The sequence below is a fragment of the Nostoc sp. DSM 114167 genome (genome assembly GCF_052692655.1).
In genome coordinates this window covers 1614714-1628888 of sequence record NZ_CP195116.1, presented here as the reverse complement: position 1 = coordinate 1628888, position 14175 = coordinate 1614714, and the positions used below count along the sequence as shown (strand labels likewise).

18 protein-coding genes are annotated in these 14175 nt (G+C 39.0%); 12 read left to right on the top strand and 6 right to left on the bottom strand.

Features of this window, described 5'->3' with window-relative positions:
* Positions 1–40: 40 nt before the first annotated feature.
* Both NSTC731_RS06900 and NSTC731_RS06895 read right to left on the bottom strand, forming a co-directional pair.
* Complete coding sequence (locus tag NSTC731_RS06900; RefSeq protein ID WP_334716995.1) at positions 41–355, bottom strand: helix-turn-helix domain-containing protein; 315 nt, start codon at positions 353–355, stop codon at positions 41–43.
* A gap of 4 nt (positions 356–359) precedes the next feature.
* Positions 360–701: a type II toxin-antitoxin system RelE/ParE family toxin gene (locus tag NSTC731_RS06895; RefSeq protein WP_445630159.1), complete on the bottom strand. Its 342-nt coding sequence runs from the start codon at positions 699–701 to the stop codon at positions 360–362.
* Positions 702–850: 149 nt separating this feature from the next.
* Here NSTC731_RS06895 and NSTC731_RS06890 point away from each other — a divergent pair, with 149 nt between their 5' ends.
* The 11 genes from NSTC731_RS06890 to NSTC731_RS06840 all read left to right on the top strand — a co-directional run bounded on the left by NSTC731_RS06890 (position 851) and on the right by NSTC731_RS06840 (position 9121).
* Entirely contained in the window at positions 851–1843 is a 993-nt protein-coding gene (locus tag NSTC731_RS06890; protein WP_445630158.1) for an AbiTii domain-containing protein, read from the top strand.
* 418 nt (positions 1844–2261) lie between these two features.
* Positions 2262–2489, top strand: a complete 228-nt coding sequence (locus NSTC731_RS06885; RefSeq protein WP_445630157.1) for a ChpI protein — start codon at positions 2262–2264, stop codon at positions 2487–2489.
* Positions 2490–2530: 41 nt separating this feature from the next.
* The gene (locus NSTC731_RS06880; RefSeq protein ID WP_445630156.1) at positions 2531–2944 is read left to right on the top strand and encodes an Mpo1-like protein; all 414 of its coding nucleotides are present in this window, start codon (positions 2531–2533) and stop codon (positions 2942–2944) included.
* Positions 2928–3932, top strand: a complete 1005-nt coding sequence (locus NSTC731_RS06875; protein WP_445630155.1) for a Rieske 2Fe-2S domain-containing protein — start codon at positions 2928–2930, stop codon at positions 3930–3932. The genes NSTC731_RS06880 and NSTC731_RS06875 overlap by 17 nt, the downstream gene beginning before the upstream one ends.
* Positions 3933–4191: 259 nt before the next feature.
* Positions 4192–4932 carry a hypothetical protein gene (locus NSTC731_RS06870; protein ID WP_445630154.1) on the top strand — a complete coding sequence of 247 codons (741 nt, stop codon included), beginning with the start codon at positions 4192–4194 and terminating at the stop codon, positions 4930–4932.
* Between the two features lie 5 nt (positions 4933–4937).
* On the top strand, positions 4938–5996 hold the full coding sequence (locus NSTC731_RS06865; RefSeq protein ID WP_445630153.1) for an aromatic ring-hydroxylating dioxygenase subunit alpha: 1059 nt from the start codon (positions 4938–4940) through the stop codon (positions 5994–5996).
* Positions 5980–6885 (top strand): ferritin-like domain-containing protein, encoded by a 906-nt coding sequence (locus NSTC731_RS06860; RefSeq protein WP_445630152.1) that lies wholly within the window; start codon positions 5980–5982, stop codon positions 6883–6885. Before NSTC731_RS06865 ends, NSTC731_RS06860 begins: the two co-directional genes overlap by 17 nt.
* Before the next feature lie 39 nt (positions 6886–6924).
* On the top strand, positions 6925–8130 hold the full coding sequence (locus NSTC731_RS06855; RefSeq protein WP_445630151.1) for a P-aminobenzoate N-oxygenase AurF: 1206 nt from the start codon (positions 6925–6927) through the stop codon (positions 8128–8130).
* Between the two features lie 18 nt (positions 8131–8148).
* Positions 8149–8433, top strand: coding sequence for a 2Fe-2S iron-sulfur cluster binding domain-containing protein (locus NSTC731_RS06850; RefSeq protein WP_445630150.1), 285 nt, complete (start codon positions 8149–8151; stop codon positions 8431–8433).
* 47 nt (positions 8434–8480) lie between these two features.
* Positions 8481–8726 carry a type II toxin-antitoxin system Phd/YefM family antitoxin gene (locus NSTC731_RS06845; protein WP_445630149.1) on the top strand — a complete coding sequence of 82 codons (246 nt, stop codon included), beginning with the start codon at positions 8481–8483 and terminating at the stop codon, positions 8724–8726.
* Complete coding sequence (locus tag NSTC731_RS06840; RefSeq protein WP_445630148.1) at positions 8723–9121, top strand: type II toxin-antitoxin system VapC family toxin; 399 nt, start codon at positions 8723–8725, stop codon at positions 9119–9121. Before NSTC731_RS06845 ends, NSTC731_RS06840 begins: the two co-directional genes overlap by 4 nt.
* A gap of 125 nt (positions 9122–9246) precedes the next feature.
* Here NSTC731_RS06840 and NSTC731_RS06835 read toward each other — a convergent pair whose 3' ends face one another.
* Entirely contained in the window at positions 9247–9555 is a 309-nt protein-coding gene (locus NSTC731_RS06835; protein ID WP_445630147.1) for a hypothetical protein, read from the bottom strand.
* Between the two features lie 96 nt (positions 9556–9651).
* Positions 9652–10206 carry a hypothetical protein gene (locus NSTC731_RS06830; protein WP_445630146.1) on the bottom strand — a complete coding sequence of 185 codons (555 nt, stop codon included), beginning with the start codon at positions 10204–10206 and terminating at the stop codon, positions 9652–9654.
* Positions 10207–10345: 139 nt separating this feature from the next.
* On the opposite strand from NSTC731_RS06830, the gene NSTC731_RS06825 reads away from it, so the two are divergent.
* Positions 10346–11368 (top strand): aromatic ring-hydroxylating dioxygenase subunit alpha, encoded by a 1023-nt coding sequence (locus NSTC731_RS06825; protein ID WP_445630145.1) that lies wholly within the window; start codon positions 10346–10348, stop codon positions 11366–11368.
* A gap of 57 nt (positions 11369–11425) precedes the next feature.
* Here the strand turns inward: NSTC731_RS06825 and NSTC731_RS06820 are convergent, their stop codons facing one another.
* Together NSTC731_RS06820 and NSTC731_RS06815 are read right to left on the bottom strand one after the other, a co-directional pair.
* On the bottom strand, positions 11426–12640 hold the full coding sequence (locus NSTC731_RS06820) for a DUF790 family protein (RefSeq protein WP_445630144.1): 1215 nt from the start codon (positions 12638–12640) through the stop codon (positions 11426–11428).
* The gene (locus tag NSTC731_RS06815) at positions 12570–14153 is read right to left on the bottom strand and encodes a DEAD/DEAH box helicase (RefSeq protein ID WP_445630143.1); all 1584 of its coding nucleotides are present in this window, start codon (positions 14151–14153) and stop codon (positions 12570–12572) included. Before NSTC731_RS06815 ends, NSTC731_RS06820 begins: the two co-directional genes overlap by 71 nt.
* Positions 14154–14175: the final 22 nt, after the last annotated feature.

Genomic DNA, 14175 nt, shown 5'->3' with positions numbered 1-14175 from the left:
GGCGTAAAGACAAGTTTGAGAGTTTAGCATTGAATTGCTTTTACCCCACACCAGCAATCACCTGTCCAATATCTTGAGGAGTTGCACCTGTTGCTAACATTGCCCGGATCAACAATTCAATTGATACTGAAGCATCACCATTTTCAGCTTTAGCAATCCGAGGTTGGCTGGAACTAATCTTAGCCGCGAGTTCACTTTGAGTCATCAGTTTTTGCCGGCGCTCCTTCAAGTTTTGGCTGAGAGCTAGCTTAATTTCAACTAAGATATTTTCTTCGGGCGTTAACTCTAAAAAATCTGAAACTGTGCCAATTTTCCAGCCTTTAGATTCCAAACGTTCTCTCTTCGCTTGATCCATCACATTACTCCTGTTGATCGGTATCGTATTTGCTCAGACGCTTTTTGCAAACCTCAATTATCTTTTTGGATGTTGTTCTCGTTGTTTTATTAAAGACTTCAACAATCAAGATTGCATCGTCATCAATTCGATAAATGATTCTCCAGTTTTTATCTGTATCTCTAATACGTAATTCATGACAGTGAATTCCTATACTTGGCATAGGGCGTGAATGTGGCAACCCAATGGATTCACCTTCCTGTAATTGTCTGAGCAGAACACCCGCTTCTATGCGTGCTTCTTGAGTGAAAGGTGGGGTTTTAACTTCACCATGTAACCAAACTAAAGGTTTACTTTGATCTCCCATACTGTATTTATATCATATCTGATATATCGATATAATATACTATGAAAGGGAATTTTATCTGTAGAGCGATGCCTACAGCGATCGCACTCTTCGCACTAAACGGATATAGTTTTACTCGATCCCAATGTTTGAGATAAGGTGAAATACTTGTGAATTCAATAGTCCTAGAACTACAAAGAGATGCGCTCGACCCCTCTATTTCTGTCCTCAGTCTTCTCCGTAAGGCTTATGTGGTGGCTAGGAAGCTAAACATCAGGCAATTTCAAGAATGGATCGAGTTGGAACTTAATGGCTATAACGGGCATCCAATACCTAAATATCGCTCTGTGAGAGGTCAACTAAGAGCATTGAATCCCTATTATGGGTGGCAACAAATAGCCACAGATAACCAGAACATTTTAGATTTTTTTGAATACGTTTGCAATTGCTCTATTAGGCAATCAATTAGTGAACTATCTACTTTGACTAATGATACAGATAAGAAATTAGACTTCCAACTGCCGCCCACAGTAGAATCATTTTTGGCTTCTCTTGTAGATACTTCGGTAAAAGTTAGCATCAGCAACGCAAGCGTAAAAAGGATTGTGGAGTCTGTTAGAGATGTTATTCTTGAATGGGCTTTAAAGCTACAAGAAGATGGAATTACAGGCGAAGGAATGGTTTTTTCTCAAGAAGAGAAACAGACTGCTGCTAAACAAGATTATAGTGGTTTAATTCAGATTATTAATAATATAGAGCAGTCACAAATGCAAAATTCTTCATCAGAAAGTCAATCAAGCTCAGAATCCTTCAAAAATGACCTTCGTGGAGCAAACGTGGGCAATTTTGCAAACCAAGTTTCGGGTAACGCACGACAGCAAGCAAATCAGCATATCCATTTATCCGAACCGAAGAAGACTCTTGCGGAAGCAGCCAAGGAGATTCAGCAACTCTTGAACCAGTTAGAACAAACGAATCCGACTGCAACTGAGCTAGAAAAAGTGGCTTATGTTAACGATGAAACTACTCCAAGTTTCAAGCGTCGTGTCGCTGGTGCGCTGCAAGCAAGTGGTGAAACAGCAATTGACGAGTTGATCTTAGAGAATAAGTATCTTAAAGTTGTCAAAGCGGCTATCAAGGGTTGGTTACAGCCAGGTAGTTGAGTGCGATCGCTTTTCCTGTACGCTACGTTAACGAAACATAACGCACCATTTTTATGAGAGTGATACCTACGGTGGGTGGAGCGATCGCTTTATTCAGCAATTGTGCCTCACAGATAATCACTTCTCAATAACTTGTAAAATTTAAACAGCAAAAAATCCCTCAATTTTTATGAGTGAAAAGCTCCAGACCGAAAAAGACAAGCTACAGGCAAGCACTAGTATAGAGATAAATCAAGAAACAGAAAACGAAAAAGTTCTATGTCCTCATTGTCAGCGCACTGCTACAAACGGTATTAAATGTAAAGGTATTTGTGTCGCTGATAGTGACTATTAAGGTATAAAATTTATCGCTGTTCAACCATTGTCGTCATTACAAAAAATCGGTAGCATGAGGGTATAACTATGGTTATACCAATTTATGAAAACAGCTATTTCCATCCCCGATCCTCTCTTTGAGGCTGCTGAAGAATTTGCAAAACGCATGGGGTTATCCCGTAGTCAGCTTTATGCTGTAGCACTTCAAGAATACTTGCGATCGCATAAACCGGATCAAATTACTCAACAGTTAGATGCCGTATATGCCGATGAAGACAGTAGTCTCGCTCCATTGTTTATAAAGCTACAAGCTCATACTATCTCTGAGTAAAATTTATGATGTAGCGAGGTGAAAGTTGCTAAGGTTTTGATATGAATTATAATCCTCAACAAAGTTTGAAAAATAAGATTAATAATCAAATTTTGGATCATCCTTTTACAGACTATTGGGATATTTTTATTCTTAAACATCAACACCCAATTAATATTATTTTACACGTTTTAGGAATATTATTTTTCTACAATTTACTTTTTTATACTTGGAAGTTGCAAAACTTTTGGTTGCTCTTAGGCTTACCGTTAACTCAATTATTGGGATTAACTGGACATTTTTTATTTGAGCGCAGCCATATTGATTTACAAGATGCTGTATTTTCTTGGCGAGCTTCTTATTGTTTAGGTAAAATGTTATTTAGAATTTTGACGGGTAAATATCGAGATGATATTCGCCAACGACAAGAAATATTAAATAATTATTTATCAAACAATTATGCAAGTATTCAATAATTGGGATGTAATTGCTAAGGGTTGGTATATTGCCTGTGCTAGTCATGAAATCCCTAAAAAAACAGCAAAATCTGTAGAAGTATGCGGTCATAAAATTGTCATTTTTAGAGGTGAAGATGGGCAAGTACGGGCTTTAGATGCTTATTGTCCTCATTTGGGAACAGATTTAGGAATTGGGAAGGTTGATGGTAATTGGATTCGTTGTACATTTCATCATTGGGCATTTGATGAAACAGGAATTTGTCAAAATATTCCCTGTCAATCAGAAATTCCTGCTCAAGCTAAATTGCAAGCTTATGCAACAGAGGAAAAGTATGGATTTATCTGGATTTATCCAGATGCTAAAGCACCAGAGGGAGTGGCTGATTTTGATGAATTGAAGGGAAAAGAAATTGTTGCACAAGCTGATATTGCATTTACCAGAGGTTGCCATCATCATATTTGTATGATGAATGGGATTGATGCTCAACATTTAAAAACAATTCATCATCTAGACATCAAAATGGATTTGTCGCTATATCGCAACGAATTAGGCACACAAATAGACTTTACAATGCGGGGGCAATTCCCTCAAACTACTTGGAGAGAAAAGTTAGGTCAAAGATTTCTGGGTTCTACATATCAATATTCAATGCGTTATGCTCATGGTTGCATTGGTTTGTTAACAATGATGAAAGATGTTAGCCTTTTTCCGCCACTGTATATGATATATGCTTATACTCCAATTGCACCTGGAATAACTATAATTCAACCGATTTATGTAACGGAAAAACGTCAAGGTATTCTAGGGTATCTGCTTAGTCAGTTTTTGCTATTCTGTACTCGCTTGGCTTATTATATGCTTAGAGATGAAGATGGCAAAATTTACGATAATATTCGCTTTAATCCGAATTTACTCCTTAGTATCGATCGGCCATTAGCTGAATATATGAAGTATGTGAATCAGCTAGAACCGTCTCGATGGTCAAAAAATAGAAGTATAGAATAGTAGATTGGGTTAGCGATCGCGTAACCAACAAAAGCTTTGGTAATGTTGCGTTTTGTTTCTCAATCTTAATACATCTTAATTATTTTGTAGAGTGCGTGATTTACATCAACTCTGATTTAAAAGGTGCAAGATGTAAATACAGAATTGTAATGTAGATAACCATTCTGGAATCTGTCACATTGCACCGTAAATTTACCATAATGGTCGATAAAGTTTTAATTAAATATAATACAAATCGAGTTTAGGTAATTTCCGCGCAATGAAGAGTTTGCTGATTCCTGTTGAAAATTTGCAACAAAGCGATCGCACCGCCATGTATGCTTTGCTGCAAAATCACTTTCAAGGTATAACCTGGGATGGTTTTGAAATTGATCTAGAGCGCAAAAACTGGGTTTTGTTGTTGAGAGATGAAACATCCAACGCACTCAAAGGATTTTCAACTTTGCTGTTATCCCAAAAGACTTTTTTGGGAGAAAAAATTAGTGTGGTGTATTCTGGCGACACTATTGTTGATCCTAGTGCTTGGTCGAGTACAACACTACCACGTAGTTGGATTGCCGCCATCAATTTTCTTCGTCAAAATTATGCAGAAAATAAACTTTACTGGCTACTAATCTGCTCTGGTTTTCGCACTTATCGTTTTCTCCCTACTTTTTGGCAAGATTTCTATCCGCGTTATGATGTCACAACACCTACTGATGTTAAGCATCTAATGGATAATTTGGCACAGGAATATTATGGTAACTTATATCAAGAAGCAACTGGTATTGTCCGGTTTCCACATCCCCAAATTTTACGGGAAGGGTTGATTGAAATTCCATCAGGACGACAAACTAATCCTCATATCCAGTTTTTCGAGGAAAAGAATCTTGGCTATCGGTTAGGCGATGAATTAGTTTGTTTAACTGAAATTAATTATGACAATCTCACTCGTTCTGGACAACGGATGTGGAAGTCAGAATCATCGTTACAATTTGTGCAAGATTGTGTTCTTATTTAATTTTTATGCCATCTAGCAACCCACATTTAAACTTTAATAATCCAACACAATTTATAGAGGGATGGTACTGGACATTACCATCAAAAAAATTAAAGCTTGGCCAGGTAAAAGCTATAACTTTGCTAGGTAGAAATCTGGCAATTTATCGGGGAGTTAGTGGTCAGGTAGTAGCTATAGATGCTTATTGTCCACACATGGGCGCTCATTTAGCAGAAGGTAAGGTAGAAGGTGATGGAATTCGCTGCTTTTTTCATAATTGGAAGTATGATAGTCGCGGAATTTGTGTAGATGTTCCTTCTCTCGGAAAACCGCTACCTGTGTGTATTAAAACTTGGCATACAGCAGAAAAGTACGGCATGATTTGGGTTTGGGTGGGAGAAGAAAAGCCAAGTTCGCTGCCTTTTGTACCAGAACTAGAACAAACAGATTGCGATCATATATTGGGGACTCGATTTGTCAAAAACTGCCATCCCAATGTCTTACTAATTAATGCGATTGATGCTCACCATTTCAATACAGTACACAATTTACCTTTAGAGATTATATTTTATTCTCAAAACCTCAACCCCAATGCTATTACCTTCAGCAACACTACACGGGGAGGGGATGATTCCTGGTTAATTCGCCTGATTCGTCCTCTATATCGCAACGAAGTTACTTATAGTATGTGTTACTGGTATGGCAGTACTGGCACTGTGACGCTAGGGCCAGATTTTCTGCACTTCTACATTATATTTACACTGCGAATGATTGAAGGTGGTAAAACTGAAGGGCAAACAATTCTTGTTACTCCCAAGCGTCCGGGATTTTGGGGATGGGTTTTAAATCGTGGTTTGTTATGGTTAACTCAGCAAGTTGGTAATTACTTTGCAAAAGGGGATACACAGGTATTTCAAACAATTCAGTTTGATTTAAAGACTCCTACTAAAGCAGATCGATCTATTCTGGAATTTATTCAGCACGTTAATCATCAAAAAGCCTTAAGCTGGGGAAATTGGGAAACTGTTAATTATCCAAATATTCAAACCCCAATTGAACAGGAAAAAAATGGATTTAAAATATAACATTGTCGGTCTCGATCTACCACATACAGATTCTGATAATCGTTTGCGACGGATATTAACAGCAGCTTTATCTAATCAGAATAATTATAATAATTATCCACAATTAAATTATTGGGATGCTGATTTTTTTAACTTACATCAAGTCAAAATTTTTCAAGAGTCTAATATTACTGAACAATCTGCTATTCTGGGACTTGCCAACCGTAGTCTGTTAGAAGAATCATATTTCATAGAGAAAGCAGGCGTTGGCTACATGGCAAAAATGGTACTGTTAGCAGAAACAGTTGAAGAACGAATGCTTTATGGATTGTTTACGGCTGATGAAGCTACCCACCTTCATCAAATTAGCCATTTTTTACCAGCAATGGAAGTAACTAATACGGACGATCCGTTTTTGCACTTACTATCAGAAGTGGTTGAAAGTGCAGATAAAACAGTTTTATTGTTTGTGCTGCAAATCGTTTTAGAAGGATGGGGTTTAAGTCATTATCGGCGTTTAGCAAAGGAATGCCGCTATCCAGTTTTAGCAGAACTTTTTTCTAGTTTTTTACAATCTGAATCCCGTCATCACGCCACGGGAACCACCTTGTTTAATCAAATTACTGTTTCAGCATTCAGTCAAACAACAATTCTTGATGTATTGGTACAGTTTTTGTTTATGGTACAGGTGGGGCCGCAAAGTGTACTAACAGCAATCGAACAAGTTAAAGGACATCTGACGCGATCGCAAAAAATCCAAGTTCTAGAAGAACTAGATACTCAAACCCATAGTGGAACGCGATTACAAATATTGCGATCGCTCATGGGGATAAAATCAGCCCAGTCTATTCTGCAAATTTTGGAAGAACGCGGAGCCTTTCAACCTTTCCCCGCCTATCTATGTGTGTAATCAAGATCAATCTTATCTCTGCGTTAAATTAAAACGGATATGGAAAAAACTATTCATCGCAAATTACAAATTAACCACACTCGCAATAAACAGCAAGACCATACTGCTTTAATGGATGAAGCTGTCACCAATTTTCGCTATGAAGATTGTCAAAACGAGTATTGGAATCCAGAAGAGTTTTCCCTATTATACGGTACACCTTTATGGGAACAGTCGAGCCAACATCAGCGTATAATTTTGAACCAACTTTACTGGGTAGCTTATTACTCACAAATTGTTTCTGCTGAAATTGCCACGATCTTTTTCAATCAAACCAGTGCAGCCGGACTTTACGCACAAGAAGATTTCCGCTTAATCTGCGATACATTAGATTTGGAATCTGCCCAAGAGCGATCGCACATTAACGCTTTCCGCACAATTGCCAAACAGGTTGAACAAACGTTATTTGGGGAACTTATCTTTACCTACCCCATGCGCGGCCCCTTTACAGAAACGATGGTTTATGCTGACACCAATGCTCTAAAAACTTGGTGGAAAAAAATTCAACTTCAATACTTTGGGCTAATTTCTGCGAATAATACTTTTTTGGCTTGTCAGTATTTCACAGTCCGGGGAGTGCGGACACTAAACGGCAAGTTAGTGCAGCACAAACTCAGCAATTATTATCAAAAACATCCCCATCCTGAAGCGGCTCCTATTCCGGCTAAAGTCTCCTATTATCACTTCATGGATGAAAGTTTTCATTTCAATAGTTCGACAATTATATCTCACGATGTTGTCACTTGCCTGAAGCCACCGACTGCTTTTGAGCGACTCGTTGCTAATTTAGGATTGCTGGGATGTCAGCGCGATCATTTTCATTTTTCGGCTGCAATAAACGGGATTTTTTGGTATGATCCGGCGCTGTATAGTAAGATTTATCGGGTGTTGCGATCGCTAATTTTTGAGATGAGTGATATGGATGCTAAAGAAATGATGCGCCGTTGTTTTACAGAAGAATCGGAAGGATTACAGCGCAGTTTTTCAACTCATCAAGAGGCGATGAAATCTTATCAGGTGTATGTTGAAAAGCTTGATTATCTTTGGCAACGTAATCGGGATATGTCACTGATGGCGACTAACTCAGTTTCTCGATATTTGGCAACTCAAAAAAAGGCATTTCAAGGTTTTGAATATAAAGAGGATTTATTTTTATCTCACGCAGAGACGCAGAGGCGTAGAGGGGAATTGGAGAGTGTTGTTTAGGTAATATTGTTGTGTGTTATGACTGATTTCTGTCAGATATCGTTTCCAGAAAGTGATTTTGTTCCTATAATTTTGGAATGTCATCAAAATTTATCTGAACATCTCACAATTCAGAATTCACCTGTTTTGTTTGGTTGTCGGACTGGTATTTGTGGCACTTGTTTGATTGAAATTATTGGTAATATTCCTCCTCCCCAACTTGATGAACAGGAAATGTTAGAGACTTTAGCACCTAATAATCCTCATGCGCGGTTAGCTTGTCAGATTAATGTTACAGGTAATATTGAAATTCGTAGAATGTAAAGATAAATTTAGTTAAACTTAGTTTAAAGACTTAGTTGAATAAAATCGTGGAAACTGTAAATATCCATCAAGCTGAAACGAATCTCTCACAGCTTTTGTTGCGGGTAGAGCATGGAGAAGAAATCATTATTTCTGACAGAGGCATTCCTGTTGCCAAATTGGTTCCGTTTCGCGCCTCATCAAATCGCCGCGATAGTTTAGGACAGGATAAAGGGCGTTTTGTAGTGCCAGAGGACTTTAATGCTCCTTTACCGGATGAGATGTTGGTAGCATTTGACGGCGGTGAGGAGTGAAACTTTTGCTAGATACGCAGTGCTGGTTATGGTGGTTTGCCCAACCAGAGCGTTTGAATGAGGAGGCGATCGCCCACATTGCTGATGAAAACAATGAATTATGGTTATCAGTTGCCAGTATTTGGGAAATAGGTATAAAAGTTGCTATCGGCAAGTTGCCACTCCCAGATCCTTTAGACAGTTATATTTCTAGTCGGATCGCACAGTTAGGAATGCGATCGCTGGAAATTACAGCGTCTCACGCTTTACAAGCGGCTGCTTTACCGTTGCATCATCGAGATCCTTTTGACAGAATGTTGATTGCACAGGCTCAGATAGAAGAAATGATGCTTGTCAGTGCCGATTTAATGTTCAATAAATACGATATTTCCCTGCTTTGGGCTGCCAAATCGTAATATTTTACTTGAATGGTTCTTGCTTGTGGTGCAACAATTTGCCAATATGTATGTTATTAAACTGGCGAGCGCACTTGTTTGTTTTTGGAAAATGTGATATTTTCTACATATCCACACAAATTAGCTCAACTAGCATAAGAGGATATATCGGTTTCTTCAAGTTTTAATTCTTTAGGTTCAAAGCTTGATTCAAGTTTATCCAACATCTCTTTAAATCCTTCTAAACGAGTACCAAACATTAAATAAAAACTATGTAAAGGCAGATTAGAAACTAATACAGAAAATCCTTGCATTTGTTTAGACTTCAAATTGAGAAAACGATTCCGTAGTTCCAGAATCTCAGGGTTACTTAAGAATAACTTTAATTTGCCGTTTGTATCACATCCTATATCGATAAGCATCCGAGCGCTATCTACTGAATCATCTAGATCCATATCCTCACTGAGGATATTTGCAACAATTCTTTGGTAAGAAAATGGTGTTAATGGATCGTTATCACCATCAGAGGCAGAAATTGCTAATACTTGTTCCTATAGTTTGGATATGCTTGTGTCTAATTGGGCAAGTGTCTGAGAAATTTCCCGAAAACTTTGATGCCAATCTTTTGGAAAAGTGTGTTCGCTCTTGTATACCCAAGCACGAGAAATAAAATTATATGCATGTTGTAATATCGTTTGTAGCTGGATTTCAATGCGTGTAGGATATACCGAACGTGAGTAATGACCCTGAAATTTAACTACTATATGTCTCGCTCTATATCCATTACTTTTTTGAATAGCTTCATCTAGCTCGATTATTAAGTCATTAGAATCTGCTTTGCGTGATAAAAATCTGGCAAGGACATCAACTTCTTCAAAAGTTGCAAGAACAATTCGTATGCCAGCAATATCCTGCATATCAGAGATGTTTAAATTTTTCAATTTACGAGACTTTTCTAAGGCACTTTCATAAGTTTTCAAACGACTTTGAACAGAGTAAACGTTCACACCTTTTACTTCCTCTAGAAAGAAATCAAGCTCTAGTCGAAGTTGGCGTAATGCTCTATCGTAAGGTTTTATAAATTTAAGATACTCAGTTATGTTCATGATAGTGAAGACTTTATGTAAGTTATAGCTCAATATCTAGCACTTTATATTCAGCAATATCTTAACGGCTTCTTAGCGCAATACACCAATATTAGCTTCTGAGGTTGCCATAATTTAAATACGATCGCTCTCACCCACTATGCAATTTGCAGACTTTTGGTATATTGTCGCACTCAGCAACCAACTACAACCTAACAAGGTATTATCACGTAGCATTTTAGGAGAATGGTTAGCGATATTTCGCGGTGAAGATGGACAACCTGTAGCTTTGCGCGATCGCTGTTTACACCGCAATAGCCGTCTATCTACAGGTAAAATCTGTGATGGTGCTTTGCAATGTCCCTATCATGGTTGGGTATATGACGGTGCTGGAAATGTTATTGCAGTTCCAGCCGAGGGAGATGATTTCAAACCTTCCCCACAGCGTCGAGCCAAGTGTTACGCTACCAAAGAACAAGATGGCTATGTTTATGTGCGGTTAGCTGATGCCCCAAGCGTCGATCTTGAACCCTTTTCTATGCCTCACTACCAACAAACAGGATGGGAAACGGTGCGGGTAATTAACCGTTTTGCGAACAATGTTACTAATTGTGCAGAGAACTTTATTGATATTCCCCATACGGCTTTTGTTCATCCTGGGGTTTTCCGTACTTCTCGCCAACAAAAGTTAGAGATGACTGTAGAACGCTGCAATGGTTCGGTTTTGGTGGAGTATCGCAACGAAAATAGTAACTTGGGATGGTACAGCCGTTTTCTGAATTTGCAGAATGCAGAGATTAAACATAGCGATCGCTTTTATATGCCAAATATTACCTCTGTAGAGTATAAAATGGCACGCAATCGCCATTTATTCATTACCAGTCAATCTATTCCAGAAACCGATAATTCAACCCTGGTTTACACAGATGTCACCTATAACTACGGTATCTGGAATAAGTTAGCGCGTCCCTTTGTGCGGTGGACTGCTCAACATATTATCCGTCAAGACGTGGAAATTTTAGGTATTCAGGGGCAAGCGATCGCTAAATACGGGACACAATTTTATAATACACCTGCGGATACAATTCATATATTTGTCGAGTCAATTATCGCAGCTATATCTCGTGGAGAAGATCCGCGTTTATTGCCAAATCAATCAGTAAAAGTTACATTTTGGGTTTAAAAAATAATATCATCTCCACATAAATTAGTTATGATTTTCCCAGTCATTTTTCCTTGTTCAATCCATCACAGCTAACACAGCTTTTGGCAATAACTTATCTTTAAACCAAACAATTCTGGCGGGGACATCATTTAATTTTACTCCCGCTTTCTCTAAATTAAGTCGCTCAGAAATTGCCAAAATTAAATCATCACGCCCAGCCCGCCGCACCTGAGAAAACTTCTTTTGTAAATATTCTGGTCGCCAATAACCAACAATTTCTAATAAAAAAGTACGTCCATCAGAATGTACCAAGCGAAAATCAGGAATCATCACACTACCAGGAATTGGTATTAAATCAACTTCTCGCTCTAAAGCCCAACCACTTTTCAATGCATCCCATTTATCAGCAAAAGATGCTTCTAACATACTATCGTAGGGCTTACCTGGTGGATAGTGAGATACTAAACCACATTCAGAATTAAGAGTAAAACGTCCAGTTTTCCAGGTATTTGTATAAGCGTCACGGGTTTGCAGAATCGAAGAAAGACTCCATTTAGTAACGTGAAGTAAAGCCGGAATAAGTTTAGCGATCGCTAACCCATATCGCGTACTAGGATTAAACAAACTCGTCGGCCCGTCAATGGTAATTGTAAACCCGTGGTCAGCATCACCTTCAATATAAGCCATTAATTGAAACAACTTTAAATAGCGAAATAACAACTTATATTCTCCCGGAACATTCCGGTGAGCATTTAACACCAGTTGACTGGCCTTATAAAACACACCTTGCACCTGAGATAAGTTATATCTATTTAATAAATCTGGCGCTGTTGGTGCATCAAACACAGTCAAAATTTTATTTTCAGATAAATCAGCATATAATCCATTCCGAACCTGTTCTAACAAAACTTCCCGCTCAAGTTCTTGAGTTAACTCATCAGCAATTTTACTCAAAGTAACTTGGGTTGATTCTCGACTATAAACAGACTTTGCTGCCAAGGAAAATACCCGTTCTCTTAACATCTGTGGTTCCAACGGACTAACTACCTCAAAAGTGCAAAAACTGCTTTTGAGAATATAAGCTAACCCCCGCTTCACCCGATAATCTGTAGAATCTCCTTCAAAATCAGTCAATTGTCGCTCAAGCACACCTTGAGTCTTCCCCACTGCTGATTGAAAATAATTAATTAACTCAATCGCCAAATCTGAAGTTGCTCGATCAATCTTCAGTCTCTTCGGAACGATCTCCTCCCCGTTTTGGCGATGCATCAGTAAGTCTGTCGGTAACATCTGAATTTTGGATTTTAGATTTTGGATTTTGGACTGAATAATTAATTTCTAACTGTTCCGCCGCCTTCAAACTCCGTTCCTTCCCACTCCCATAGACAACCTGCAAATTCCCTTTTTTCTCCCCTTGTCCCCTTGTCTCCTTGTCTCCTTGTCCTCTTCTCCTAGCCGAAGTCCCCTCCTCACTCGTATCCTCCGCCACCACCTCATACAAAATCGCCTGTTTATTCTCAATATTTCCCTTCCGTAAAACTCTACCCAACCGTTGAGTATACTCCCTAGCCGAACCAGTCCCCGATAAAATAATTGCAACAGTTGCCGCCGGGACATCAACACCTTCATTTAACACATGAGAAGCAACCAAAGTATTATATTTACCCTCTCGAAACTTGGTTAATATCTCATGCCGTTCTTTCACAGGAGTTTGATGAGTAATTGCCGGAATCAGCAACTCTTGAGAAATGCGGTAAACCGTCGCATTATCCGCAGTAAAAATCAAAATTCGTGATGGATAATGTTCTGCTAATAAATTAATCAGAATTCGCAACTTTCCATCAGTACCCAAAGCAATCTCTTTCGCTTCTCGATGCGCTAACATTGCCCTACGTCCAGATTGCGATCGCGCACTCATTTGCACGAACATTTGCCAACCTTGCAAACTTCCCAAAGAAATCTTTGATTGCTTCAAAAAGTCGTTGCGAGTTTGAATTAACTGGTTGTATCTTTCCCGTTCAAGTTGCGATAACTTTACCTTAATTTGGACAATTTCATGCTCTGCTAACGCCTTTCCTGCCAAATCTTCAGCGCGTTTGCGATATACTTCTTGACCAATGAGGATATTTAAGTCAGCGTGCTTGCCATCAGTACGTTCCGGTGTCGCGGAGAGTCCCAGGCGATAAGGTGCGATCGCATATTCTGCAATTACTCGATTAAAATCTGTTGGTAAATGATGACATTCATCAAAAACAATCAATCCATATTGATTTCCCAACGTCTCAGCGTGAATTGCGGCGCTATCATAAGTTGCAACTAAGATAGCTGTTCGATCCCGCGAACCACCCCCCAGCAATCCCACCTCAGCATCGGGGAAAGCCGCTACTAAATGTGCATACCACTGATGCATCAAATCCAAAGTTGGTACTACAATCAGCGTCGTGCGTGGCGTTGACTGCATCGCCATTTGCGCCAAATAAGTCTTTCCCGCCGCCGTGGGAAGCACAACCACCCCTTGCCTACCCGCTAGTTTCCAAGCTGCTAGCGCCTCAGTCTGGTGGGAATAGGGTTCCATTTCCAGAGTAGGAACCAAATCTACAGGATAAAATTGCTTGGCCTCATCGATAAAATTCACATCTTCCGCTTGTAGTGCTTCCACTAGCGATCGGTATCTAATTGCTGGGATGCGGAATTTTTCAACTCTATCATCCCACGTAGCATAGTCCATCCAACCTTTACCGCGTGGTGGTGGATGCAAAATTAATGTGCCACGATCAAAATTTAATGTAGGGGTACGAGCCATTTGAGAGTGCTGAGTGCTGAGT

Coding starts and splice junctions, on each gene's coding strand:
- NSTC731_RS06875 (WP_445630155.1), top strand. CDS start 2,928: ATGCAAGTATTCAATAATTGGGATGTAATTGCTAAGGGTTGGTATATT.
- NSTC731_RS06835 (WP_445630147.1), bottom strand. CDS start 9,555: ATGGATCTAGATGATTCAGTAGATAGCGCTCGGATGCTTATCGATATA.
- NSTC731_RS06830 (WP_445630146.1), bottom strand. CDS start 10,206: ATGAACATAACTGAGTATCTTAAATTTATAAAACCTTACGATAGAGCA.
- NSTC731_RS06865 (WP_445630153.1), top strand. CDS start 4,938: ATGCCATCTAGCAACCCACATTTAAACTTTAATAATCCAACACAATTT.
- NSTC731_RS06815 (WP_445630143.1), bottom strand. CDS start 14,153: ATGGCTCGTACCCCTACATTAAATTTTGATCGTGGCACATTAATTTTG.
- NSTC731_RS06880 (WP_445630156.1), top strand. CDS start 2,531: ATGAATTATAATCCTCAACAAAGTTTGAAAAATAAGATTAATAATCAA.
- NSTC731_RS06885 (WP_445630157.1), top strand. CDS start 2,262: ATGAAAACAGCTATTTCCATCCCCGATCCTCTCTTTGAGGCTGCTGAA.
- NSTC731_RS06860 (WP_445630152.1), top strand. CDS start 5,980: ATGGATTTAAAATATAACATTGTCGGTCTCGATCTACCACATACAGAT.
- NSTC731_RS06895 (WP_445630159.1), bottom strand. CDS start 701: ATGGGAGATCAAAGTAAACCTTTAGTTTGGTTACATGGTGAAGTTAAA.
- NSTC731_RS06820 (WP_445630144.1), bottom strand. CDS start 12,640: ATGTTACCGACAGACTTACTGATGCATCGCCAAAACGGGGAGGAGATC.
- NSTC731_RS06855 (WP_445630151.1), top strand. CDS start 6,925: ATGGAAAAAACTATTCATCGCAAATTACAAATTAACCACACTCGCAAT.
- NSTC731_RS06850 (WP_445630150.1), top strand. CDS start 8,149: ATGACTGATTTCTGTCAGATATCGTTTCCAGAAAGTGATTTTGTTCCT.
- NSTC731_RS06825 (WP_445630145.1), top strand. CDS start 10,346: ATGCAATTTGCAGACTTTTGGTATATTGTCGCACTCAGCAACCAACTA.
- NSTC731_RS06870 (WP_445630154.1), top strand. CDS start 4,192: ATGAAGAGTTTGCTGATTCCTGTTGAAAATTTGCAACAAAGCGATCGC.
- NSTC731_RS06900 (WP_334716995.1), bottom strand. CDS start 355: ATGGATCAAGCGAAGAGAGAACGTTTGGAATCTAAAGGCTGGAAAATT.